Origin of the sequence: Arthrobacter sp. NQ7 (genome assembly GCF_029581595.2) — a bacterium.
Lineage (GTDB): Bacteria > Actinomycetota > Actinomycetes > Actinomycetales > Micrococcaceae > Arthrobacter > Arthrobacter phenanthrenivorans_B.
In genome coordinates, this window is the sequence record NZ_JARFXU020000006.1 from 80022 (window position 1) to 103000 (window position 22979).

The following is a 22979-nucleotide window of genomic DNA, read 5'->3' on the forward strand; positions in this document are numbered from 1 at the left end:
GTTTTCGGTCCTGCGCCTCCGTCCGGTCGGGACAGCCGCGCCTGCGGCCCATGTGCCGCCATATGTTCTCTTGATAGGACATACTTTCTTCCCCGATCGTATCAGCAGGGCTCTGCTGGTCAAGGGTGCTGCCCGCCCGCGTCGGCAGGAACGCCGTGCCACTCGAATTGTGCTGACATTAAGACTTTCTATTGACGAGCAGTATTAGAGCGCTCTAAAGTCGGTGGCACGCATCACATTCCCGGCCGGTCTTCCGGTCCCCGAGAGAATCTGAGAGGCAACAATGCTGTTGCAGAAACAAACCACCGGCGCGCCCGGTACGCAGCGCCGCGGATACCTTGCCCGGCTCACCGTCATCTCCACCCTGGGCGGCCTGCTCTTCGGCTACGACACCGGCGTTATCTCCGGCGCCCTGCTGTACATGAACGACTCCCTCAACATGACCGCGGTCGAGGAAGCAACCGTGGTGAGCGCACTGCTGTTCCCGGGTGCCGCCGTCGGCGCCCTCACCGGAGGCCGCATGGCCGACAAGCTGGGCCGCCGCGGCTCCCTGCTCGTCTGCGCCTTGCTGTTCCTGCTGGGCGCCATCGGCTGCGCCCTCGCCCCCAACGTCAGCTTCATGATCGCGGCCCGCATCGTCCTTGGCCTCGGCGTCGGCGCCGCCGCCGTCACTTGCCCGCTGTACCTTGCCGAAATGGCGCCCGCCCACCTGCGTGGCCGCATGGTGACCATCAACGAACTCATGATCGTCACCGGCCAGATGCTTGCTTTCGCCATCAACGCCCTCCTGGACGCCCTGATCCACGACACCGAAGTGTGGAGGACCATGCTGGGCATCGCCTCCCTGCCTGCCCTCGCACTTCTCGCAGGCATGCTGATGCTCCCCGAGTCACCCCGCTGGTACGCCATCCGCGGCCGCCTCGAGGACAGCCGCCGCGTCCTTAACCTCAGCCGCAGCCCCCAGGAAGCAGCTGCAGAATTCGAGGAGATCGCCCAGGCGGCCCGCACCGCAAAGGAAGAGCGGGGCCACGCCCTGCGCGACCTGAAGAACAACCCCTGGATGCGCCGCCTGCTGTACATCGGCATCGGCCTCGCCACGGTCCAGCAGGCCACCGGAATCAATACCGTGAATTACTACGCACCCACCATCCTGGAAAAGAGCGGACTCGGCGTCAGCGCGTCGCTGGTGGCAACCATCGGTGTCGGCGTCACCTCAGTGCTGATGACCATCCTGGGCATCTGGCTGCTGGGCTTCGTGGGCCGCCGCAGGATGCTGGTCATCGGCTTCTCCGGTGTGGTCGGCTCGCAGGCACTGCTGGCCATCGTCTTCCTCCTGCCGCAGTCGGACCTGGCCAGCTACACCATCCTGGCCGCGATGATGCTGTTCGTGGCCTTTGTCCAGTGCTTCATCGGCACCTGCGTCTGGCTCCTGCTTTCCGAAATGTTCCCGCTGGCCATCCGCGGGTTCGCCATGGGAATCGCGGTCTTCGCCCTCTGGACCGTGAACGCGGCCATCTCCTTCCTGTTCCCCATCGTGGTCAACGCTCTTGGCTCCACCGGCACATTCGGCCTGTTCGTCCTGGTGAACATCGCGTCCCTGGCCTTCGTCATCAAGTTTGTTCCGGAAACGAAGGGCCACTCGCTCGAGGACCTGGAAGCGCACTTCCGCGACGGCGGGGCGCCGGCCAAGGTGACCACCTAGCAGGCAAGGCCACCCGCCGGCACCAGCGGCCTCGGTGCGGGGCCGGACCATACCCCTTCCGGGACGAAACGGAGGGGCGTGGTCCGGGCCCCGCTTTTGCGTTGGGTGGCCTAGGCTGGCTCCATGATGTGGACGCCGGGGCGGCAGCTGTGAACTTCGCCGGCAGCCTTGGTCCCCGCCCCCGCAACCTGGAAGTCCAGGACCTGGCCAGCTTTGACCGGCTGGTGGCCGGGGGCGCCGTCAACCTGCACGGCTGGCACGCGCAGTCGCTGGACCTGCGGGGCAGGTCCGCGGCGCTGAAGGGCGTCAGCGTCGAGGGCGCGATGTTCCTGGGCTGCATCTTCGATGAAGGCATGGAAGCCAACCTGCGCGGCCGGGGTGCCCTGATCTTTCCAAGGCTTGAGGGCGTCCCGTTCGACCCCTACCGCGCCTCGTTGTATTCGCCCGCCGAACTGTATGCCGGGCTGGCAACATCGCCCTACGAGGCGCTGCCGGATGCCCGCATCTACCACTGGAGCATCCAGCCGGGCCAGCGGCAGCGCGTGGACGCAACCCTGGCCTCGGCCCTGCACGACCATGCCATCGGCGATGCTCTGGATGAGCTGACCGGGTCAGTGCCCTGGTCCAGCCGCGCCATCGTCGGGGTCATGGGCGGCCATGCTGCGCCGCGCGGCAGTGCCGGCTTCGCCCAGGCCGCCCTGCTGGGACGGCGGCTGGCGCTGGCAGGGTACACGGTGGCCACCGGCGGCGGTCCGGGGGCCATGGAGGCGGCAAACCTCGGGGCCTACCTGAGCCGGGCATCCGACGGTGACGTGAAGGCGGCACTCTCAGCCCTCGCCGCCGTTCCAGGCTTCAGGCCCTCGGTGTCCGCGTGGGCACGGGCGGCAGCCGCCGTCGTCGAACGCCATCCGGGCGGGACGCCGTCGCTGGGCATCCCCACCTGGTTCTACGGGCATGAGCCGCCCAACTACTTCGCCACGCACATCGCCAAGTACTTCGCGAACGCCATCCGCGAGGCCATCCTGCTGGAGCTCTGCCACGGCGGCATCGTCTTCCTTCCCGGTGCCGCCGGCACTGTCCAGGAGATCTTCCAGGATGCCTGCGAGAACTATTACGGCGCCCGCGAGAAGGTGGCGCCGATGGTGCTGGTGGGCCGGCGCCACTGGGAACAGGAATACCCCGCCTGGCCCATGCTGCGCTCGCTTGCCGCCGGCCGCGCCATGGCGGATTACATCTTCCTGGTGGACACGGTGGAGGAAGCAGTGGAGGTCCTGCAGCGCCGCTGACGGCACCGCAGCACCTCAAGGATGCGAACTCCCGGCTAGCCTACGGCGGTACCGAACAGCAGGCCCAGCAGGTAGGTGATGGCGGCGGCGCCGAGGCCGATGGCCAGCTGGCGCAGGCCGCGGGTCAGCGGGGAGGTGCCGGAGAGGAGGCCGACGGCGGCGCCGGTCGCCAGGAGTGCGGTGCCCACCAGGACTCCTGCCACCACCAGCGCGGTGACGCCGGTCAGGCCGAACAGGAACGGCAGGATGGGGACGATGGCCCCGGAGGCGAAGAAGCAGAAGCTGGACAGCGCGGCTCCCCATGCAGTACCCACCGCCTCATGCTGGTCCTCTTCCTCCGGCAGGTCTGGCTGGAGCGACAGGCTGGGGTCGCAGTCGCAGGACAGCAGCCCCATCCGCTCGGCCACCCGGTGCTCCGCCGCCTCCCGCGACATCCCTCGGGCCAGGTACACCAGGAGGAGTTCGTTGTGTTCCAGGTCCAGCTTGGGCGCGGCCGCCAGGGTGATCTGCGTTGGCCGGGTGGCGGCCAGCAGTTCGCGCTGGGAACGGACGGAAATGAATTCGCCCGCGCCCATCGACATGGCGCCGGCCAGCAGCCCGGCGATGCCGCTGAGCAGCACCACGCTGCTGGCCACGCCGGAAGCTGCCATGCCCATCACCAGGGACAGGTTGCTGACCAGGCCGTCGTTTGCGCCGAAGACCGCGGCGCGGAACGTTCCGGCCAGCCGGTTGCGGCCGCGGGTGGCCAGCCCGCGGACCACTTCCTCATGGATCTGCTCGTCGGCGGCCATGGCCTCGGTGGCGTTGGGATCCTTGGCATAGGGGGAGCGGCCCTCGGCGCGCTGGGCCAGGGCCAGCACGAACACGGAGCCGAAATGCCGGGCCAGGAAGCCAAGGAAGCGGCTCCGCGCGGACGCTCTCTTCGGCTTGCCGGCATGGTCCCCCAGCAGGGCCAGCCAGTGGGCTTCGTGCCGGCCTTCCGCCTCGGCCAGGGCCAGCAGGATGTCACGTTCCTCGCCCTGGCGGTTCTGCGCGAGGTCTCGGTAGACGGCGGCCTCGGCGCGTTCGTCGGCAAGGTATTGGCGCCACCGCTTGATGTTGGCCGCCGAGGGCTGGGGTGGGCCGCCGGCCTCCTGGGGCGTGGCGTGGGAATGGGAACGGGCGTGCTGCGACACTGAAACTCCTGGACTGGAAAGGGCATGTACTCGCGCCTTTGCCCTGCCAGCCTACTGCTGATTTTCGCGGATTTTTGGCTGGCAAACCTCGCTGCGAAGTTTCGGTTTGCCTTAAATCCGCAGCTCCTGCCGCCGTTCGTCCACCTGCCGCTGGGTGCTGTGACGGCTATTGACCCGTCCGGTGCGCGGTGCTGTGATGAAGGGGTGGCGCAGCCTGCGCCCTCCCTGAAAGAGCACGTCAGGCGAACTTACGGAGGTTCGATCATGAGCACCACCGGACAGCACCCGGACATGCCGCACCTTGACGCCGTGGAGGCGGATCCCGCCTACGACTACGCGGAAGATGCACCGGTTGACGATGAAACCTGGGTCGCAGAGGACGACATCGTCGACGAGGAAGAGCCCGTGGTCCAGGCGCCACCGATCGTCATCGACGCCGAGGACCGCGAGGTCCCGCTGGATGACGACGAGCCCCGCGACACGGAAGGCTAGAAACAGGGGCGGCCAGGACTGACGACGGCGGCACCTCCTTTCGCTGCCATGCGAAAGGAGGTGCCGTCGTCGTACTTTATTGCTTGGGCTTGAATGCCTGGGATCAGCGTCCGGCGAGGACTTCCTCCGGGGTTTCCTCCGCGCCCTGGCCCGAGACCCGGCGCTGCCATGCCTGCATGACGGCGGGGTCCGTGGGCGGGGTGAACAGCGAGGCTGCAATGTAGACAACGGCCGAGGCGATCAGCCCGTAGTAGATGGGCTCGTTGGCGTAGATGCCGTCCAGCGGTTCCTTGGCGTTCACCTCCAGGATGATCATGGTCCCCAGCGTCACCACCGAACCAACGGCCATGGACGCCGCCGCAGCCATGCCGGTGCCGCGCTTCCAGACCAGGCCGCCAAGGATGGCCACCAGGAGGCCGCCCACCAGGATGTCGTAGGCGATGGTCAGGGCCGCCACGACGTCCTTGGTAATGATGGCAATGACGATCGCGACGACGCCCAGCACCAGGACCCAGATGCGGTTTGCTTTGACGTCATGCTCCGGATTTTCGGTGTCCCCGGTCTCCACCGTCTTGCCGAACCAGCCGGCCACGAATGGCAGGACGTCCGCGCGGGCCACGGTCGCGGCGGCGATGAGGGCGCCCGAGGCGGTGGACATCATGGCTGCCACGGCGGCGGCGAGGACCAGCCCGCCGATGCCGACCGGGAGGATGTGCTGGGCAACCTCGGCGTAGACGTCATCCTTGGCGGCAATCTTGACGTTGGACAGGGCCACGTTGGCGGCCATGCCGATCAGGGCCCCGGCCACGCCGTAGAGGATGCAGTAGATGCCGGCCGTGGCGCCGCCCCAGCGCGCAACCTTGGGGGTCTTTGCAGTGAACACGCGCTGCCAGATGTCCTGGCCGATCAGCAGGCCCAGGGTGTAGACCACGAAGTAGGTGATGATGGTCTGGACCCCGATGCCGTCCATCTGGAAGAAGCTGGCGTCCACACGGCTGCGGATGCCGTCCAGGCCACCGGCGGCGTTCAGGGTGAACGGGAGCATGAGGAAGAAGATGCCTACGGTCTTGATGACGAACTGGACCTGGTCTGCGAGCGTGATGGACCACATGCCGCCAACGGTCGAATAGACCAGCACGATGGCGCCGCCGATGGCGATGGCCAGTGCGCGGTCCAGGCCGAAGAGGACCACGAAGATGGTGGCGTAGGCGCCGGTGGAGGTGGCGCAGAGCATCAGCGTGTAGGCAAGCATGACGATGCCGGAAGCTTCGGTTGCCTTGCTGCCGTAGCGCAGGGTGAGCATCTGGGACACCGTGTAGATCTTCAGCTTTTGGATGGTCCCGGCAAAGAGCAGGCTCAGCAGCAGGACACCGGCGCCGATGGCCACCACCAGCCACATTCCGGAAATGCCGAATTTGTAGCCCAGCCCGACGCCGCCCACGGTGGAGGCGCCGCCCAGGACGACGGCGGCCATGGTCCCGGTGTAGAGGAATGGTCCAAGGCGGCGGCCGGCCACCAGGAAGTCGCTGTTGTTTCGGGTGCGGGACTTTCCCCACCAACCGAAGGCCAGCATTGCGAGGAGGTACACCACCACAATGGCGATGTTGATGGCACTGGCATCCATAGATGGCTCCTTGGAGCTGTTGGGATCCGGGTGTTCGGGTGCGGGGCGCCCGTACTGCCGGGGATGAACGGAGAGGGACCCTGTTATTGCCTGGGAGGGTTATTGCCCTATAGGCAACAGGAGTTTCCAAAGATAGGGTGTGACGGCCGCAACAGTCAAGGTCGGGGGAATGCTGCCGCGGCGACGTGTGGCATGGGCGCGTCACAAAAGCGGCGCCCATTAGTATGGCTCGAGAGCGGAGCCGGGCTGCCGGCCATGAAAGGTTCGTAGATGAAGGCACTGCCAGTTGAGCCCAGCAACGTCCCGGTGGCCATCGGGTCCCGGATCAGGGCCGCGCGGCAGTCCCAGCGGCTCACCATTGAGCAGGTGGCCGATGCGACCGGGCTGACCAAGGGATTCCTCAGCCGTGTGGAGCGCGACCTGACCTCGCCGTCCGTTGCCTCGCTGGTGACGCTGTGCCAGGTGCTGTCCATTTCCATCGGTGATCTGTTCGCGGCGCCCGAAACCCACCTCACCCGGCGGAATGACGGCCCCCGGATCTCGCTGGGCGGCCAGGGCATCGTGGAGCGGCTCCTGACCGCGCGCTCCGAGCGCCGGGTCCAGATCATCCAGGCCGTGATCGAACCGCACGGCCGCGGCGAGTCCGAACTGTATGCGGTCGACTGCGACGTCGATGTGCTGCACGTGGTCAAGGGGTCCATCAAGCTGATCCTCACCAACGAGGAATACGACCTCAACACCGGCGACACCGTGACCTTCCCGGGCCGCGAACCCCATACCTGGGTCAACCCGACGGACAAGCCGGTCGAGGTGCTTTGGGTCCTGGTGCCTGCCGCCAGCCGCTGACCCGGTTCCTGCGCGTGCCTTCCTGCCCGGCTTCGTTCCGGCGTCACGCGGAGCACTCTTTGGTCCGTTGCCTGCCTGGCTTCCCTTGAGATCGCGGGTTTCCTGCAGCTTCCGGCTGTCCAAAACGTGCTCTGCGTGACGGGGCGTTCGACGACGGGCAAGCTATTGGTAAACAGCTGATGCTCATTGGAAAACCAAAGTGTATGATTGCAGTCACACAGTCCCTCAACTCCTCGAAGGAGAGGCCTCCATTGGAAGAGCTGCGCATTGAAGCCAACGGCAACCTTGGCCCCATCGATTCATCCCGGATTCCCCGCTACGCCGGGGCTGCCACGTATGCCCGGCTTCCGCGCCTGGACCAGGTGGACAAGGCTGATGTGACCGTGGTGGGCGTGCCCTTCGATTCGGGCGTTTCCTACCGCCCGGGGGCCCGCTTCGGCGCCAACCATGTCCGTGAGGCCAGCCGCCTGCTGCGCCCCTACAACCCGGCCTGGGACGTCAGCCCGTTCGAGAACATCCAGGTTGCCGATGCCGGCGACATGGCCGTCAACCCCTTCAACATCAACGAGGCCATCGAGACCATCCAGCAGAACGCCCTGGACCTCACGGCAGCGGGGAGCAAGCTGCTGACCCTGGGCGGGGACCACACCATCGCCCTCCCGTTGCTGCGCGCCGCGGCCGAGCGTGCCGGCGAACCCATCGCCATGCTCCACTTCGATGCGCACCTGGACACCTGGGACACCTACTTCGGTGCTGAATACACCCACGGCACACCCTTCCGCCGCGCAGTGGAGGAAGGCATCCTGGACACGGAAGCCATCAGCCACATCGGCACCCGTGGCCCGCTCTATGGCAAGAAGGACCTCGACGACGACCACCGCTTCGGGTTCGGGATCGTCACCTCCGCGGACGTCTACTACCAGGGTGTCCTGGAAACCGTGGCCAAGGTCCGTGACCGCATCGGCAAGCGGCCGCTCTACATCTCGGTGGATATCGACGTCCTGGATCCGGCCCACGCGCCGGGCACGGGCACGCCCGAAGCGGGCGGCATCACCAGCCGGGAACTCCTGGAAATCATCCGCGGCTTCCGCGGCATGAACCTGGTGGGCGCCGACGTCGTGGAGGTTTCCCCGGCCTACGACCATGCCGAGATCACCGGCGTAGCCGCCAGCCATGTGGCCTACGAACTCGTCACTTTGATGGCGGACAACGCCCTGCCGGGGGACCGCTTTGGCGCGGAGACCGGGTATCAGGCCCAGGCCCTAGGCCAGGAAGCCCGCCGGCCTGCCGGTTTCGCTGCCGCCACCAAGGAGTAGGCCGTGACCGAATCAGACCCATTGGCGGCCGAACACGGGAGCGGTCCGCGCAACGGCGGGGACCTCGTCGTCGAAACCCTTGAGGCCCTCGGCGCGAAGACCGTTTTTGGCATCCCCGGCCAGCACGCCCTGGGACTCTTCGATGCCATGGGCCGCGGCAACCTCCGGTTTGTCTCCTCCCGGATCGAGAACAACAGCGCCTTCGCCGCTGACGGTTACTCCCGTGCCACCGGTGAGGTGGGCGTCCTTTTCCTGTCCACCGGCCCCGGCGCACTGACGTCGCTGGCCGGCCTCCAGGAGGCGTACGCCACCGGCGTGCCCATGGTGGTGGTGGCCAGCCAGATTCCCCTGGAAGGCCTGGGCGCGCGGCGCAAGGGCATGCTGCACCAGCTCGATGACCAGAAGGCCTCGGCCGCCAACGTCACCAAGAGCCAGCGGCTGATCCAGCACGCCTCGGGCATCCCGTCGGCCATCCAGGATGCCTGGACCGAGGCGATCTCGTCCCCGCAGGGTCCGGTCTGGCTGGAGATCCCGCAGAACGTGCTCCTTGATCCCATCCTGGTCCCGCCGGTGGAGGATGCCCTGGCAGAGGCAGCAGACAACCCGCCGCGGATCGAACTGGTGCGCGAGGCCGTGAAGTGGCTGGAACGGGCCAAGCGGCCGGCAATCATCGCCGGCGGCGGCACCCGCCGTGGAAAGGCGGAAAAGGCGCTGCTGTCCGTCGCGGAGAAACTGCGCGCCCCGGTCATCTGCACGCCGGGCGGCAACGGCGCGTTCCCGTGGCACCACGAGTTGTCGCTGCAGGCCTGGATCGAGGACCGCTACATGACCGACGTCCTGGAGGACGCCGACGTGCTGCTGGTCATCGGGTCATCCCTTGGCGAAGTGACGTCCAACTACTTCACCTTCGAACCGCGCGGACGCATCATCCAGATCGACGCCGAACCCCGGGTTCTGGAATCGAACCGGCCCGGCCTGGGCATCCGGGCCGACGCCGGCCAGGCCCTGACGGCGCTGGACGCGGCACTGGTTGCTGACCCGTCCCGGACCGCTCCGGACTGGCATGGCGTGGCTCCCGAAACCCTGGTCAAGGAGTCCCTGGCCAAGGTAAGGGCCCGGCTGGAATCGCAGGACCTGGCCAAGGAGCTGAAGTTCATGGCCGATATCCGTGAAGCGGTCCCGGCGGACATGCAGACCTTCTGGGACATGACCATCGCCGCCTACTGGGGCTGGTCCTGCTGGGACGCCCGGGACGGACAGTTCCACTCGGCCCAGGGAGCCGGCGGCCTTGGCTTCGCGTTTCCCGGTGCCATTGGCGCAGCGGTCGGCCTGGAAACAGTGGGCAATGAAGCCGGCTCAGCCCGGGTACTCGCGGTGTCCGGTGACGGGTCGGCCATGTACTCCATCGCCGAACTGGCCACCGCCAGGCAGCACAATATCCCGGTCACCTGGCTGATCGTGGACGACGGCGGTTACGGCATCCTGCGCGAATACATGGTCGGCGCCTTCGGCAAAGCCACCGCCACCGAACTTGCGCGCCCGGATTTCGTTAAGCTCGCCGAATCCTTCGGGGTCCCCGCCACCCGGGTTGCCCCGGAAAATGTCGGGGACGCTCTCAAGGCAGGGTTTGCCGCGGACGGGCCGAACGTCGTCGTGGTGGAAACCCTCCTGAAGATGTTCGGGCCCACCCACCTGGGCGACTGATTCCAGCAATAACCCGCGCGCTCCTTCGCTTTTGCCCCACCGGCTCAAGCGGGGGAGCGCTGTTGGTTTAAGGGGCATGACCAATAACTTCGTTTCCCTAAGCAACCTTTTTCTGATACAGTTGCTTGCAGCAACTAATTCCTTAGGGAGGATCATGTCTGTCGCACCGGCCACCGCAGCCGACCTCGTCAGCCACATTTTCGACCTCCAGCGCGCCCTGCGCTGCGTCACCACCATCAACGTCAAGGGCCAGGACACGGGCATTGCCCTCCAGGGCGTGCTCAAGTTCATCGGCGAGGGGGAGACCCGGGCCGCACACCTGGCCGAGCGCCTGGGGGTCAGCCCGCCCGTGCTCAGCCGGCACGTGGCCGAGCTTGCGGACGCAGGCCTGGTGATCCGCACTCCGGACCCGGACGATGGCCGGGCCCAACTGCTGGCACTGTCCCCGCGCGGGAAGGAAAAACTGGCGGAGCTGGTGCGGCATAGGGCGGAAACACTGCAGGCCTACCTCGCCGACTGGAACGAGGACGACGCCGTGGCCACAGCCGCAATGCTCAACAAACTCACCACATCCCTGAAGAACTCCATCCGGGCAAGGGCGGCCGGAACCACCACCGAACACACCACGCAGGAGTCCATCAATGGCTAACGTCACCGCCGCCGCGGACCAGGAACGGGAGCGCCAGCGCGAACGCACCGTCAAGCAGGAGTCGCGGCAATCCAAGCGCCACGAACCCGGTGCGCCCATGAACCACCGGCAGATCATGGAGGCCCTGACCGGCCTGCTCGCCGCCTTCTTCACCGCAATCCTCAGCAGCACCATCGTGGCCAACGCGCTGCCCACCATCATGTCCGAGCTCAAGGGCACCCAGACGGACTTCGCCTGGGTGATTACGGCCGCGCTGCTGGCCAACGCCGCCACCACCCCCATCTGGGGCAAGCTCGCCGACCTCTTCGACAAAAAGGTCCTGGTCCAGCTCAGCATCGTGATCTTCGTGGCGGGCTCGGTCATGGCCGGTTTCTCCGAGAACATCCCGTTCCTGCTCACAGCCCGCGTGATCCAGGGCATCGCCATGGGCGGCCTGACCGCGCTGGCCCAGGCGATCATCGGCTCCATCATTCCGCCGCGTGAACGCGGGAAGTACTCGGGCTACATGGGTGCCGTCATGGCCGTGGGCACGGCCGGTGGCCCACTGCTGGGCGGCTTCATCGTGGACAGCGCGCTTGGCTGGCGCTGGACGTTCTTCGTCTGCGTGCCGCTCGCCGTCGTCGCCCTGATCCTGCTGCAGGTCACGCTCAAGGTTCCGCACATCAAACGCCCCGCCAAGATCGACTGGTTTGGCGCCATCCTGCTCACCTCCGGCGTCAGCCTGCTCCTGATCTGGGTCTCCTTCGCCGGCAAGGCCGACTACTACGACTGGTGGTCCTGGCAGACCGCGGTGATGGTGGGCGGCGGCGTCCTCCTGCTCGCCCTGCTGGTACTGGTCGAGTCCAAGGTGTCCCAGCCGATCATCCCGCTGAAGATCATCTCCGAGCGCACCACCGCCCTGGCCATCGTCGCCTCCGTGGCAGTGGGTGTGGCCATGTTCGGTTCCTCCACCTTCCTGGGCCAGTACTACCAGGTGGCCCGCGGCGCAACGCCCACCGAGGCCGGCCTGCTCACGCTGCCCATGATCGCCGGCAACCTCATCGGTTCCGTCGTCTCCGGCCAGCTGATCAGCCGCTACGGCAAGTGGAAGCGCTTTTTGATCGGCGGCACCATCCTGCTGATCGGTGGCCTGGCGCTGGCCGGCACCATGGACCACACCACCGAACTCTGGCTGACCGGCCTCTACACCGGCATCTTCGGCATCGGGCTGGGCATGCTGATGCAGAACCTGGTCCTTGCCGTCCAGAACACCGTCCAGGCCAAGGACATCGGCTCGGCCAGCGCCTCCGTTGCCTTCTTCCGTTCGGTCGGCGGCGCGATCGGTGTCTCCGTCCTGGGCGCCGTCATGGCAAACCACGTCAAGGACCTGGCCACCGACGGGCTGGCCAAGCTCGGCATCCCGGCCGGCGGAAACAGCGGCGCCACGCTGGACCTGAAGGACCTGCCGGCCCCGATTGCCGACGTCATGCGCGCCGCCTACGGTGACGCCACAGCGGGCATCTTCATGATCTCCGCCGTCGTAAGCGCCGTTGCCCTTCTCGCAGTGCTCTTCATCAAGGAAGTCCCGCTGCGCAAGACGGTTGACATCACCCCCGAGGCCACACTGCAGGCCAACGCGGCGGGCGAAGCAGGGATGACGGCCATGACCGGCCAGCTTCCCATGGTTTCCGGCGAATCGCGGGATGGGGACGTGCGTGACGGTGTGCGGATGGCCACCCAGGGTGCGGTCCGTTCGGGCCTGCCCACAGCCCCGGCCAAGACGTACGACGGCGGGGCTGCCGCCGCCGCCGCGGCCGCCGGCCGGGTGGCCACGGAGGACTTTGAGGAAGCCTTCGCACGGAGCTTCCGTTCCGAAGACCTGGACCTGCGCCCCGCGTACCAGATCGAGGCGGACCGGACGGAGGCGGACCGGACCGGGAAAGCCGCCGACGCCCTCGCCAGCGCCGCCGCCACTTTGCAGAAGCTGCAGGACACCCAGCACCTGCTGGCCCGGCAGCAGGCCGAACTGGGCGGCCTGGTCCTGAACATCCAGGAACAGCTGCGCTCGCAGCAGGAGGTGGCGGCCAGGCAGGCAGCCACGGCGGCAGAGCTCAGCAGGCTGCAGCGCAAGCTCCTGAAGGAACGCAAGCTCCAGGCCGCAGCCGCGCTGTACCTGGCCGGTCACGGCCGGCACAGCGCCGCCGCACCCCCCGCCGGTGCCGGCACCGAAGGCACTGAACCGGGCCGGGGACAGTAACCAACCGGCACGACAGCAGCACCACGAGGGCCGCAGCCCGCACCGGAGAACCGGAGGCGGGCTGCGGCCCTGCCGTTAACTGTGGCTTCCCGGACAGGAAAAGTGCCTTCGAGGGGCCTCAATGTCAGTGGGCATCACTAGAGTTGAGTCCATGCTCCTCACCCTTATACGGCGCTACTCCAAACCGTATGCGCCGTACATCCTGGCTGTCGTTGTTTTCCAGCTCGCCTCCACCATTGCAGCCCTCTACCTGCCCAGCCTGAACGCCCAAATCATCGATGACGGTGTGGCGCGGGGGGACACCGACTTCATCTGGCGCACGGGTGCGGTGATGCTGCTGGTGGCCTTCGCCCAGGTGGCTGCAGCCATCGCCGGCGTCTATTTCGGCTCCAGAACCGCCATGGCCGTGGGCAGGGACCTGCGCCGTGCGGTCTTCCGACAAGTCACCAGCTTCTCCGCCAAGGATGTCAACGCGTTCGGGGCACCCACCCTGATTACCCGTGGCACCAACGACGTGCAGCAGGTGCAGATGCTCCTGCTGATGGGGCTGAACTTCATGGTGGCCACACCCATCATGTGCATCGGCGGCATCATCATGGCCCTGCGCGAGGACATCAACCTGTCCTGGCTGGTCTGGGTGTCCGTTCCCCTGCTGGCAGTCGTGGTGGGGTACCTGGTGGTCCGGTTGATGCCGCTGTTCCGCTCCATGCAAAGGAAGATCGACCGGATCAACGCCGTACTCCGCGAGCAGATCATCGGTATCCGGGTGGTCCGGGCCTTCGTGCGTGAACCCTATGAAACGGACCGCTTCGGCGCCGCCAACAAGGAACTGACGGACGTTTCGCTGCGCATTGGCGCGCTGTTCGTGCTGATGTTCCCGGCCATCAGCATGATCCTGCACCTGTCCACCGCTGCGGTTCTTTGGTTTGGCGGCCAGCGGGTGGACGCCGGCGCCATGCAGGTGGGCTCCCTCACCGCCTTCCTGCAGTATCTGCTGCAGATCCTGATGGCCGTCATGATGGGCACCTTCATGGCCATGATGATCCCGCGGGCCTCGGTCTGCGCGGACCGCATCGGTGAGGTGCTCGGCGTCGAACCCTCTATCCACGACCCCCAAAACCCGCAGGCGCCGGCTGCACTGGAGGGCGTGGTGGAGTACCGGAACGTCACGTTCGCCTATCCGGGAGCCGAAGCCCCGGTGCTCAGCAACATCAGCTTCACTGCCCGTCCCGGCCAGACCATCGCCATCATCGGTTCAACAGGTGCCGGAAAGACGTCGCTCCTGTCCCTCCTGCCGCGGCTGTACGACCCCGCAGAAGGCCAGGTCCTGCTGGACGGCGTCCCCGTGGACCGGCTGGACCGCGCCGAGATCACCAGGCGCGTGGCCCTGGTGCCGCAGCGTCCCTACCTGTTCTCCGGCACCATCGCGCACAACCTCCGGTTCGGCAAGACCGAGGCAACGGAGCAGGAACTCTGGGAGGCCCTCCGGATAGCCCAGGGTGACTCTTTCGTGCGGGACAAGAAGAACGGCCTGGAATCCAGGATCTCCCAGGGCGGTACCAACGTCTCCGGCGGCCAGCGGCAGCGGCTCTGCATTGCCCGCGCCCTGGTGACCAAGCCCCGTGTCTACCTTTTTGACGACTCCTTCTCCGCCCTTGACGTCGCCACGGATGCACGGCTGCGAGCCGCGCTCAGGAGCACCACGGCCGATGCCACCGTCATCATCGTGGCCCAGAGGATCTCCACCATCACCGGCGCTGACCAGATTCTGGTGCTGGACAACGGACGGATCGTGGACCGCGGCACGCACGAGGAACTCCTGGAAACCTCGCCCACCTACCAGGAAATTGTCGAATCCCAGCTCAGCGTGGAGGAAGTGGCATGAGCCCCCGCAAGAAGGACGCCACCGCGGTGGACGCCCAGTCCGGTGACGTTCAGCCCGGTGCAGCGCAGCCCGCCGCAGAACCTGCGGACGACGATTTCGTCGAAGAGGAGTTCCAGCCCACCGAGGCTGACGGCGGCATGTTCGGTGCCATGCCGGCCAAGAAAGCCGAGCACTTCTGGCCGTCCGCGAAACGGCTCATGGGGCTGCTGAAGCCCGAGGCACTGGGCATCTACGCCGTGGTGGGCCTGGTGGTCGTCTCCGTGGTCCTGAACGTCATTGCCCCCAAGATCCTTGGCCAGGCCATGGATGTCATCTTCGCCGGGGTGGTGGGCAGGCAGCTTCCGGCCGGAGCCAGCAAGGAACAGTTCGTTGCCGGCCTCCGCCAGCAGGGCCAGGACAATTTCGCGGACATGGTCTCCCGCATGGAACTGGTGCCCGGCACAGGCATCAACTTCGACAAGCTCACCATGCTGATCGCCACCGTCCTGCTCATGTACTTCGTGGCGAACATCTTCATGTGGCTGCAGGGGTATGTGCTGAACCGGATTGTCATGAAGGTCATCCGGCGGCTGCGCGACGATACCGAAACCAAGCTGAACCGCCTGCCCCTGAACTACTTCGACACCCGGCAGCGCGGCGACGTCCTGTCCCGGGTGACCAACGACGTCGACAACATCCAGCAGGCGCTCCAGCAGGCCTTCGCCCAGCTGGTCAACTCCCTGCTGACCGTGGTGGGCATCGTGATCATGATGTTCATTGTTTCCTGGCAGCTGGCCCTGATCGCGCTGGTGGCCCTCCCGCTGTCCGGGGTGGCCGCCGGAATGATCGGCGTCCGGAGCCAGAAGCTCTTTGCCGCCCAATGGAAGAACACCGGATCACTGAACGGCCAGATCGAGGAATCCTTTTCCGGGCACGACCTCGTGCGTGTCTTTGGCCGCGACGCCGACATGCTGGCACGGTTCGAAGAGCGCAACGAGGCACTGTACAAGGCAAGCTTCGGAGCGCAGTTCGTCTCCGGAATCATCTTCCCCGTGATGCAGTTCGTCTCCTACCTCAGCTACGTGGGCATCGCAGTGGTGGGCGGGCTCCGCGTGGCCTCCGGAGCCATGTCCCTGGGCGACGCCACCGCCTTCATCCAGTACTCCCGCGAGTTCACCCAGCCCCTGGGCCAGATGGCGGGCATGGCCAACATGCTCCAGTCCGGCGTTGCATCCTCGGAGCGCGTCTTCGAGTTCCTGGACGCCGAGGAGCAGGACACCGAAACGGCCACCGAGCACCTGCCGGCCAAGACGGATGGCCACGTGGACTTCAGGAACGTCACCTTCAGCTACACCCCGGACAAGCCCCTCATCGAGAACCTGTCCTTCACGGCAGAGCCGGGCAACACGGTGGCCATCGTGGGTCCCACCGGCGCGGGCAAGACCACGCTGGTGAACCTGGTGATGCGGTTCTACGAGCTCAACGCGGGCGCCATCCTGCTGGACGGCGTGGACATCACCCACCTCAGCAGGTCCGAGCTGCGGTCCAAGGTGGGCATGGTGCTGCAGGACGCGTGGCTGTTCGGCGGCTCCATCTACGAGAACATCCGCTACGGCAACCTCGACGCCACGCAGGAGCAGGTCATGGCGGCGGCGAAGGCCACGTTCGTTGACCGGTTCGTCCGGGCCCTGCCCGATGGCTACGACACCGTGATTGACGAAGAGGGCAACAACGTCAGCGCCGGCGAGAAGCAGCTGATCACCATCGCCCGGGCCTTCGTGGCCAACCCGTCGCTGCTGATCCTGGACGAGGCCACCAGTTCCGTGGATACCCGCACCGAACTGCTGGTACAGAAAGCCATGGCAGCCCTGCGCTCCGACCGGACCAGCTTCGTGATCGCGCACCGGCTCTCCACCATCCGCGATGCCGATACCATCCTGGTTATGGAAAACGGACGGATCGTGGAACAGGGCAACCACCAGGTGCTGCTCGCCGCCGGCGGGGCATACCACCGCCTCTACATGTCGCAGTTTGCCGGTGCCGACGCCGGGGAACTTCCGGTGGATGATTCGACGGCGGTCCACAGCTGAGCGCGCACGGCGGCCAGCGGATCGAAGTCCTGGTGCCGATGCGCTGGGGCGATATGGACGCTTACGGCCACATCAACAACGTCCAGATTGTCAGGATGCTGGAGGAGGCGCGGATCGCCGCCTTCGGGCCGCCAAGGGGCGCGGGACTTCCCGGCATGGAGCCGCCGGTGTCCCTGTTCAACGATGTCCCCGACGGAACCCTGGCACTGGTGGTGGACCACAAGATCCGCTATGTCAGGACGCTGGAATACCGCAACGTTCCTGCGGTCGTGCAGGTGTGGATCGGCGCCGTCAAGGGGGCCAGCTTCGACATCCACTACCTCCTCCAGGATCCCGTCACGCGGGAGGACTGCGTGAAGGCCAGCAGCCACCTGGCCTTCGTTGACGAGGCAACCGGCCGGGTGCAAAGGCTCACCCAGGAACAGAAAGACCGGATGGCCCCCTACAGGCACTAAGACTCTGGTCAGGACGGCACCGGGTGACTGGACTGGAATAACGATCCACATTGAAAGGAAGTCCCATGGCAAGGAACAAAATGAAAATGAACAAGAGCCGCAGGACCCATGCCGGCAGGCAGAAGAAGACCTGGAAGGAAATGTCCCCGTCAGGCAGGGCAGGAATCATCATCACCGCCATCGTCCAGGTGTCGTTGCTGGTGGCCGCGCAGCGCGACATCTCCCGCCGGCCCGCCGCGCTCATCAACGGGCCCAAGGCCGCATGGCGGGCGGCATCCTTCATCAATTTCATCGGTCCCATGGGGTACTTCGTCTTCGGCAGGAAGCGGTCCGCCACCGGCAAATAGGGCGGCAGGAAGCCGGGCAATCCAGGCGGCGTGGAGCGGGCGCCCAGCTTGACCCTGTAAATTTGAGGGCATGACCCCCACTGCCACTGCTGCCATGACCCGCGCCCTCGGCATCTCCAAGGAGATTGAGGATGCGGCCTGGTTTGTGCTGGGGCCGGGCCTGCTGGGCAAGGCGTCGCCCCTGGACGGCCGCACCAGGACGTGGTCCGTTCCGGCGGCCGTCGAATTGCTGGACCGCCTGGACCGGGGGATCGCCGACCCCAAGGCGCCGATGATGACCAACCTCCGGGAGAACCTGGAGGGCGCCACCCGCGGGGCCAAGCAGTTGGCTGTGGAGCTGCTCTTCCTGCAGTCCCTCCCGCTGGCCCACGAAGTGAAGTCCCTGAAGGTCAAGCGAGCCCGCGTGGCAGAGGCCGCAGGCTGGCTGGAACCGCCGCTGGAGCTCCCCGGGGAGCTGTATGCGGGCATGACGGACCACGGCGTCATCCGTGACCGGACGGCAGAATTCAACTGGACCATCTGGGACCACCTCAAATGGCTCTGCCGCTTCGTCCGGAACGTCGCCCAGCGGCCCGCCGCCGTGGTCCAGGCGGCCATCAACGATCCGCTGCAGTTCCACCGCCTCGCCGCCTCCACCCCTGACGACCAGCCCGCCATCCGCCGCAGCATCGAATTCCTTGCCTGGCCCAGTTACTTCGAGCCCGTCGTCGCCGACGTCGAGCGGCAGGAGATCCGGGATGCCTTCGCCTCCCTGGTGGGCGGCGCCAACGGCGACACCGAAGAGGACATCACCGCCGACATCCACCGCATCCGCCTGCACCTTGACGAGCAGGCCGGCCAGCGCATCGACTGGTACTCCCGGCAGCTCGTCAGCCAGTGGCGCAAAGTGGGCGACCCCGGGCGCCGGGCCTGGCTGCTGCGCACGCACAGCGACCAGGCCGAGCTGCTCACCGCCTGGCACCACGAGGAAAAGGTGACGCTCGACGTCGAACATCTCCGCCACCTGGACCACGGGGTTCCCGCCGGCCTGGTCCAGCACGCGGTGGATGAGGACTACAAACACCTTGGCTACGTGGAGCGCGAGGACACCAAGACCGCGGTGTTTGCCTTCCTCACGGTGATGAAGCCGGGGGACCTGGTGCTTTACCAGCACGCCGGCAGCGTGCGGTTGGGCGGCGTGCTGGGGGAGCCCGAATACAACGACGACAACCGCCGGCTGCGGCGCAAGGTGCGTTGGTTCGACGACGGCCACACCACCACCAGCCTTCCCCGGCACGTCCAGCGCCAGCTCGCCACCCCGGGCATTGTGGTGGACGTGACCCGCGTGGTCCAGGCACTGCAGGCGCTGCTCCCTGCCGAGGCGGAAAACGAGCCCGACGGCGACACGGACGCCACCGCCGTCGTCCCGCCTGTCCAGGAAGGCTTCCGTCCCCTGACGCAGCAATTTGCCGCGTCCCTGCATATGGAGCTGGAACCGCTCCAGGAGATTGCCGACCTGCTGGAGGAGAACCGGCAGCTGGTCCTTTACGGCCCGCCCGGCACCGGCAAGACCTACCTTGCCAAGCACCTGGCGGCGGAGCTGGCGGATGACACCACGGACGAGCGCGTGAAGCTGGTGCAGTTCCACCCGTCCTATGCCTACGAGGACTTTTTCGAGGGCTACCGGCCGGACAAGACCGACGGCGGCCAGGTGTCCTTCAAGCTGGTGGCGGGCCCCCTGCGCCGGCTGGCGGAGGAAGCCGCCAAGCCGGGGAACGAGAAGAAGCCTTACTTCCTGATCATCGATGAGATGAACCGCGCCAACCTGGCGAAGGTCTTCGGCGAGCTGTACTTCCTGCTGGAGTACCGCGACGACAGGATCTACCTGCAGTACAGCCCCAATGAGCCGTTCACGCTGCCGGACAACCTGTACATCATCGGCACCATGAACACCGCGGACCGGTCCATCGCCATGATGGATGCCGCCATCCGCCGCCGCTTCTCCTTCATCGAGCTGCACCCGCAGACCGAGCCGGTCAAGGGTTCGTTGCTGAGGTTCCTGCAGGCCCGGCAGCTGGATTCCACCCCGGCGCTGCTGCTGGACGCCCTCAATGCGGCCATTGATGAGTGGGACCGGGACCTGATGATCGGCCCGTCCTACTTCATGAAGCCGGCGGCCCAGACCCTGGCGGGGCTGCGCCGGATCTGGAAATACGAGCTGATGCCGCTGCTGGAGGAGCACTACCACGGCCAGCTCACCCGCGCGCAGCTGGAGGAACGCTTCGGGCTGGACCAGCTGCTGGGGCGCATTGCAGCGCGCTGATCCGCGGGCGCACGGTACTCCACCCGGCCCCGTCCGGCACCTGGTGCTGGACGAGCTGTCCAGCGGCGTGATGGAACGGCTCGACGCACCAACAGCGTCCTTCCTGAACTCCAGCGGCCTGGCCAAGGCCTCCCCGATGGGCCTGGGACTGTACCGGATCGAACCCGTGGGCAAGGTGGGATCGGTGCGGACGGCCACCCTCCAGCTCGACGTCCGGCCCAAGGACCGGCTGGGGCTCAGCCGGCTCCTGTTCCTGCTCAGCTATGCGGGGGAGCAGGGCTTCCGGCCGGACCTGGTGGCCGCCGCGGAGGACCGGGACCTGTGGAGCGCGCTGGCGGAGTCGCTGGCGCTGCTGGCCGAGCGGGCGCTTGCCCGCGGTGTCCTGCAGGGTTACCTGACGGTGGACGAGTCGCTGCGGACCGTGAAGGGCCGGATCCGGATTTCGGACCAGATCTCCCGCCGCCCCGGCATGCTGGTTCCGCTGGAGGTTTCGTACGATGAGTTCACCGAGGACATCGCCGAAAACCGGATCCTGCGCGCCGCCCTGGAACGCATGGGGCAGGTGCCAGGGGTGCGGCCCGAGGTGCTGGGCCGCCTGCGCCAGCTCAAGGGAAAGCTCGACGGCGTGACGCGCCTTCCGGCCGGCTCCCCGGTTCCGCCGTGGAAGCCCACCCGGATGAACCTGCGCTACCACGCCGTGCTGCGCCTGGCCGGGCTGGTCCTGCGGAACGCGTCCGCGGAAGCCGGCGAGGGCCGGCAGCAGACCGCCGCGTTCGTGGTGGACATGGCGCAGGTGTTCGAGGATTTTGTGGGTACGGCCCTGCGCAGCGCAATGGCGTCCTATCCCGGGGAGCTGCGGTTGCGCTACAACGCCCTGCTCAGCGAGGCGGTGAACGATTCCGACCGGCTGTCCGTGCGGCCGGACGCGGTGCACATGCTTGGGGGACGCCCCGTCGTTGCCTATAACGCCAAGTACAAGGCAGCCTCCGATGCCGGCGCATCGCTCACCGCGGACCACTACCAGATGCTCGCCCACTGCACGGCGCTCGCCGTGCCCACCGCCTGGCTGGTGTATGCCGGGCAGGGTGAGGTGAAGCTGCGCCGGATCCTCAACACGGACATCGACATCGTGGAGTATCCGCTGGATCTCAGCCAGCCGCCGTCGGCCATCCTTGCTTCGGTCAGGGAACTTGCCCGCCAGTCCTGGGGCGAAGTTGTGCGGGCTGCTAGACCGGCACCCTGAAGGTAAAGGTCGTCCCCTCGCCCAGGGTGCTGTCGACGTCGATGGTTCCGCCGTGTGCCTCCACGATCGCCTTGCTGATGGGCAGGCCCAGGCCCACGCCGGGTATCGCCGTGCGCCGGACGCTGCTGGTGCGGAAGAACTTGGCGAAGACCTCGGAGGCGTCTTCCGGGGTCATGCCCATGCCGGTGTCCGTGACGCGGCAGGCCACGTGCCCGTCCTCGCGGGCCAGTGACACCACCACCTCTCCGCCGCCGGGGGAGTACTTGATGGCGTTGGACACCAGGTTGTCCAGGACCTGGGAGATGCGCGCGCTGTCCACATGGGCTTCCAGCCGCTCCGGGGTGTCGGCCCGCAGCTCCACACCGGCCGCGGCCGCCCTGGGCATGGCCGAGGACACGCTGCCACGCACGAGTTCGGCCACATCAACAGCGTGGGGCGTGACGATCAACTGGCCGTTGCGGCTGGACAACAGGTCCGAGACGAGGGTCAGGAGCCGCTCGGAATTGCGGCGGATGATTTCCAGCATGTCCCGCTGGGAATCCTCCAGTTCGTCCGCGAGCAGGATTTCCACGTAGCCCAGGATGGACGTCAACGGGGTACGGAACTCGTGGGACACGCTGGAGACGAAGTCGTCCTTGGCGGTGAGCGCATTCACCAGGTCGGTGACGTCGCTGAAGACAATCACCGAGCCGGTGAAGTTGCCGTCGGAATCCTTCATGGCGCGCGCCGTGGTCACCAACGCCCGCTGTTCCTTGCCGTCGCCCAGCCACACCAGGTAGTCGGTGAAGGTTTCCCCCAGGACTGCGCGGCGCACCGGCCGCTCCTCCACGGGGACCAGGGTCTTCCGGTCCGGCCCGAACACCAGCAGCTGGGACTCGTTGGGATCGGCAATGTCCTTGGGCCGCGCCAGCTCATGGTTGGCGCGCTGTTTCCGGTTCATCAGGACGTCGTGCCCGTCGGCGTCAACGGCCAGGACGCCAAGGTGGACTGTGTCCAGCACCGTGTTCAACAGCGACTCCTGGCGCTTGCTGGTCCGCAGGCTGGCCCTCAGCTGCTCGTCTTTCTCCTCCAGCTGCTTCTGCTGGCGCATCATGCTCAGGGTCAGTACGCTCACGGACACGCCGATGCCCAGCATCATGACCGGCAGCAGCAGGGACCGGGCAAAGTCCTGCGGGGTGAAGTTGCCCTTCAAGAGCAGCGGCACCCAAATGATGGCCAGCGGACCCAGGAAGGAAAGCCACAAGGCCGCCCGTGGATAGAACCCGGACGCACACAGCCAGATGACCGGGAACACGGCCAGCAGGCTGATACCCGCGAGGCTCTCCTGGCCGCCTTCCCGGCCGAGTGCAATGGAGATGAAATCCAGGATCGGGATGGTCAGGAAACTCGTGTACGGCAGCTTGTCCCACGGAACCACGTAGCACAGCGCCATGAGGACCAGCTGGGACACCAGGAAGGTGACGAACAACGGGTTGTCCATGGTTTCGGTGAAGAACGCCCACACCAGGAAAGCTGTCAGGAGGGTGGTCACGAACAAGGGCATCTGGCTCATCGCCACCCGGTCCGTCAGCCGGTACTCGTGGAAGGGCTGCTTGAAGAACCGCAGGCGTCCCGAGGACCAGGCCGTGGGAGTGCTCATGGGGTGCAG

General features: G+C 66.6%; 17 protein-coding genes. 14 read left to right on the plus strand and 3 right to left on the minus strand.

What is annotated here, in order from left to right; all coding sequences use genetic code 11:
• Nucleotides 1–283 precede the first annotated feature (283 nt).
• Both PUN71_RS09105 and PUN71_RS09110 read left to right on the plus strand, forming a co-directional pair.
• The gene (locus tag PUN71_RS09105) at nucleotides 284–1702 is read left to right on the plus strand and encodes a sugar porter family MFS transporter (protein ID WP_277798128.1); all 1419 of its coding nucleotides are present in this window, start codon (nucleotides 284–286) and stop codon (nucleotides 1700–1702) included.
• Between the two features lie 149 nt (nucleotides 1703–1851).
• Nucleotides 1852–2988 (plus strand): LOG family protein, encoded by a 1137-nt coding sequence (locus PUN71_RS09110; RefSeq protein WP_277798129.1) that lies wholly within the window; start codon nucleotides 1852–1854, stop codon nucleotides 2986–2988.
• Nucleotides 2989–3023: 35 nt separating this feature from the next.
• On the opposite strand, the gene PUN71_RS09115 is transcribed toward PUN71_RS09110, so the two are convergent.
• On the minus strand, nucleotides 3024–4163 hold the full coding sequence (locus tag PUN71_RS09115) for a VIT1/CCC1 transporter family protein (protein ID WP_277798130.1): 1140 nt from the start codon (nucleotides 4161–4163) through the stop codon (nucleotides 3024–3026).
• Between the two features lie 264 nt (nucleotides 4164–4427).
• Between PUN71_RS09115 and PUN71_RS09120 the strand changes: the two genes are divergently transcribed.
• Complete coding sequence (locus PUN71_RS09120; RefSeq protein ID WP_043451538.1) at nucleotides 4428–4655, plus strand: hypothetical protein; 228 nt, start codon at nucleotides 4428–4430, stop codon at nucleotides 4653–4655.
• Nucleotides 4656–4758: 103 nt separating this feature from the next.
• Here the strand turns inward: PUN71_RS09120 and PUN71_RS09125 are convergent, their stop codons facing one another.
• Entirely contained in the window at nucleotides 4759–6279 is a 1521-nt protein-coding gene (locus tag PUN71_RS09125) for a sodium:solute symporter family protein (RefSeq protein WP_043451539.1), read from the minus strand.
• A gap of 270 nt (nucleotides 6280–6549) precedes the next feature.
• On the opposite strand from PUN71_RS09125, the gene PUN71_RS09130 reads away from it, so the two are divergent.
• From PUN71_RS09130 to PUN71_RS09180, 11 genes are all read left to right on the plus strand, one after another.
• Complete coding sequence (locus tag PUN71_RS09130; RefSeq protein WP_043451541.1) at nucleotides 6550–7125, plus strand: helix-turn-helix domain-containing protein; 576 nt, start codon at nucleotides 6550–6552, stop codon at nucleotides 7123–7125.
• Between the two features lie 251 nt (nucleotides 7126–7376).
• Nucleotides 7377–8441, plus strand: a complete 1065-nt coding sequence (gene speB, locus PUN71_RS09135) for an agmatinase (RefSeq protein ID WP_277798212.1) — start codon at nucleotides 7377–7379, stop codon at nucleotides 8439–8441.
• 3 nt (nucleotides 8442–8444) lie between these two features.
• A complete protein-coding gene (locus PUN71_RS09140; protein ID WP_277798131.1) occupies nucleotides 8445–10145 on the plus strand; it encodes a thiamine pyrophosphate-binding protein in 1701 nt (566 codons plus the stop codon).
• A 154-nt stretch (nucleotides 10146–10299) separates the two neighbouring features.
• Nucleotides 10300–10794 carry a MarR family winged helix-turn-helix transcriptional regulator gene (locus tag PUN71_RS09145; protein ID WP_043451547.1) on the plus strand — a complete coding sequence of 165 codons (495 nt, stop codon included), beginning with the start codon at nucleotides 10300–10302 and terminating at the stop codon, nucleotides 10792–10794.
• Nucleotides 10787–13030 carry an MDR family MFS transporter gene (locus PUN71_RS09150; RefSeq protein WP_277798132.1) on the plus strand — a complete coding sequence of 748 codons (2244 nt, stop codon included), beginning with the start codon at nucleotides 10787–10789 and terminating at the stop codon, nucleotides 13028–13030. Before PUN71_RS09145 ends, PUN71_RS09150 begins: the two co-directional genes overlap by 8 nt.
• Before the next feature lie 151 nt (nucleotides 13031–13181).
• Complete coding sequence (locus PUN71_RS09155) at nucleotides 13182–14915, plus strand: ABC transporter ATP-binding protein (protein WP_277798133.1); 1734 nt, start codon at nucleotides 13182–13184, stop codon at nucleotides 14913–14915.
• On the plus strand, nucleotides 14912–16984 hold the full coding sequence (locus PUN71_RS09160; protein WP_277798134.1) for an ABC transporter ATP-binding protein: 2073 nt from the start codon (nucleotides 14912–14914) through the stop codon (nucleotides 16982–16984). Before PUN71_RS09155 ends, PUN71_RS09160 begins: the two co-directional genes overlap by 4 nt.
• A gap of 38 nt (nucleotides 16985–17022) precedes the next feature.
• A complete protein-coding gene (locus tag PUN71_RS09165; protein WP_043451552.1) occupies nucleotides 17023–17439 on the plus strand; it encodes an acyl-CoA thioesterase in 417 nt (138 codons plus the stop codon).
• Between the two features lie 65 nt (nucleotides 17440–17504).
• On the plus strand, nucleotides 17505–17786 hold the full coding sequence (locus tag PUN71_RS09170; protein ID WP_277798135.1) for a PLDc N-terminal domain-containing protein: 282 nt from the start codon (nucleotides 17505–17507) through the stop codon (nucleotides 17784–17786).
• Between the two features lie 70 nt (nucleotides 17787–17856).
• Nucleotides 17857–20088, plus strand: coding sequence for an McrB family protein (locus PUN71_RS09175; RefSeq protein WP_277798136.1), 2232 nt, complete (start codon nucleotides 17857–17859; stop codon nucleotides 20086–20088).
• A complete protein-coding gene (locus PUN71_RS09180; protein ID WP_277798137.1) occupies nucleotides 20075–21331 on the plus strand; it encodes a 5-methylcytosine restriction system specificity protein McrC in 1257 nt (418 codons plus the stop codon). The genes PUN71_RS09175 and PUN71_RS09180 overlap by 14 nt, the downstream gene beginning before the upstream one ends.
• Here the strand turns inward: PUN71_RS09180 and PUN71_RS09185 are convergent.
• Nucleotides 21315–22970 (minus strand): ATP-binding protein, encoded by a 1656-nt coding sequence (locus PUN71_RS09185; protein ID WP_277798138.1) that lies wholly within the window; start codon nucleotides 22968–22970, stop codon nucleotides 21315–21317. The two genes, PUN71_RS09180 and PUN71_RS09185, sit on opposite strands and share 17 nt — an antisense overlap.
• Nucleotides 22971–22979 lie beyond the last annotated feature (9 nt).

Coding starts and splice junctions, on each gene's coding strand:
- PUN71_RS09155 (WP_277798133.1), top strand. CDS start 13,182: ATGCTCCTCACCCTTATACGGCGCTACTCCAAACCGTATGCGCCGTAC.
- PUN71_RS09175 (WP_277798136.1), top strand. CDS start 17,857: ATGACCCCCACTGCCACTGCTGCCATGACCCGCGCCCTCGGCATCTCC.
- PUN71_RS09105 (WP_277798128.1), top strand. CDS start 284: ATGCTGTTGCAGAAACAAACCACCGGCGCGCCCGGTACGCAGCGCCGC.
- PUN71_RS09165 (WP_043451552.1), top strand. CDS start 17,023: ATGCGCTGGGGCGATATGGACGCTTACGGCCACATCAACAACGTCCAG.
- PUN71_RS09170 (WP_277798135.1), top strand. CDS start 17,505: ATGGCAAGGAACAAAATGAAAATGAACAAGAGCCGCAGGACCCATGCC.
- PUN71_RS09120 (WP_043451538.1), top strand. CDS start 4,428: ATGAGCACCACCGGACAGCACCCGGACATGCCGCACCTTGACGCCGTG.
- PUN71_RS09150 (WP_277798132.1), top strand. CDS start 10,787: ATGGCTAACGTCACCGCCGCCGCGGACCAGGAACGGGAGCGCCAGCGC.
- PUN71_RS09160 (WP_277798134.1), top strand. CDS start 14,912: ATGAGCCCCCGCAAGAAGGACGCCACCGCGGTGGACGCCCAGTCCGGT.
- PUN71_RS09130 (WP_043451541.1), top strand. CDS start 6,550: ATGAAGGCACTGCCAGTTGAGCCCAGCAACGTCCCGGTGGCCATCGGG.
- PUN71_RS09125 (WP_043451539.1), bottom strand. CDS start 6,279: ATGGATGCCAGTGCCATCAACATCGCCATTGTGGTGGTGTACCTCCTC.
- PUN71_RS09185 (WP_277798138.1), bottom strand. CDS start 22,970: ATGAGCACTCCCACGGCCTGGTCCTCGGGACGCCTGCGGTTCTTCAAG.
- PUN71_RS09145 (WP_043451547.1), top strand. CDS start 10,300: ATGTCTGTCGCACCGGCCACCGCAGCCGACCTCGTCAGCCACATTTTC.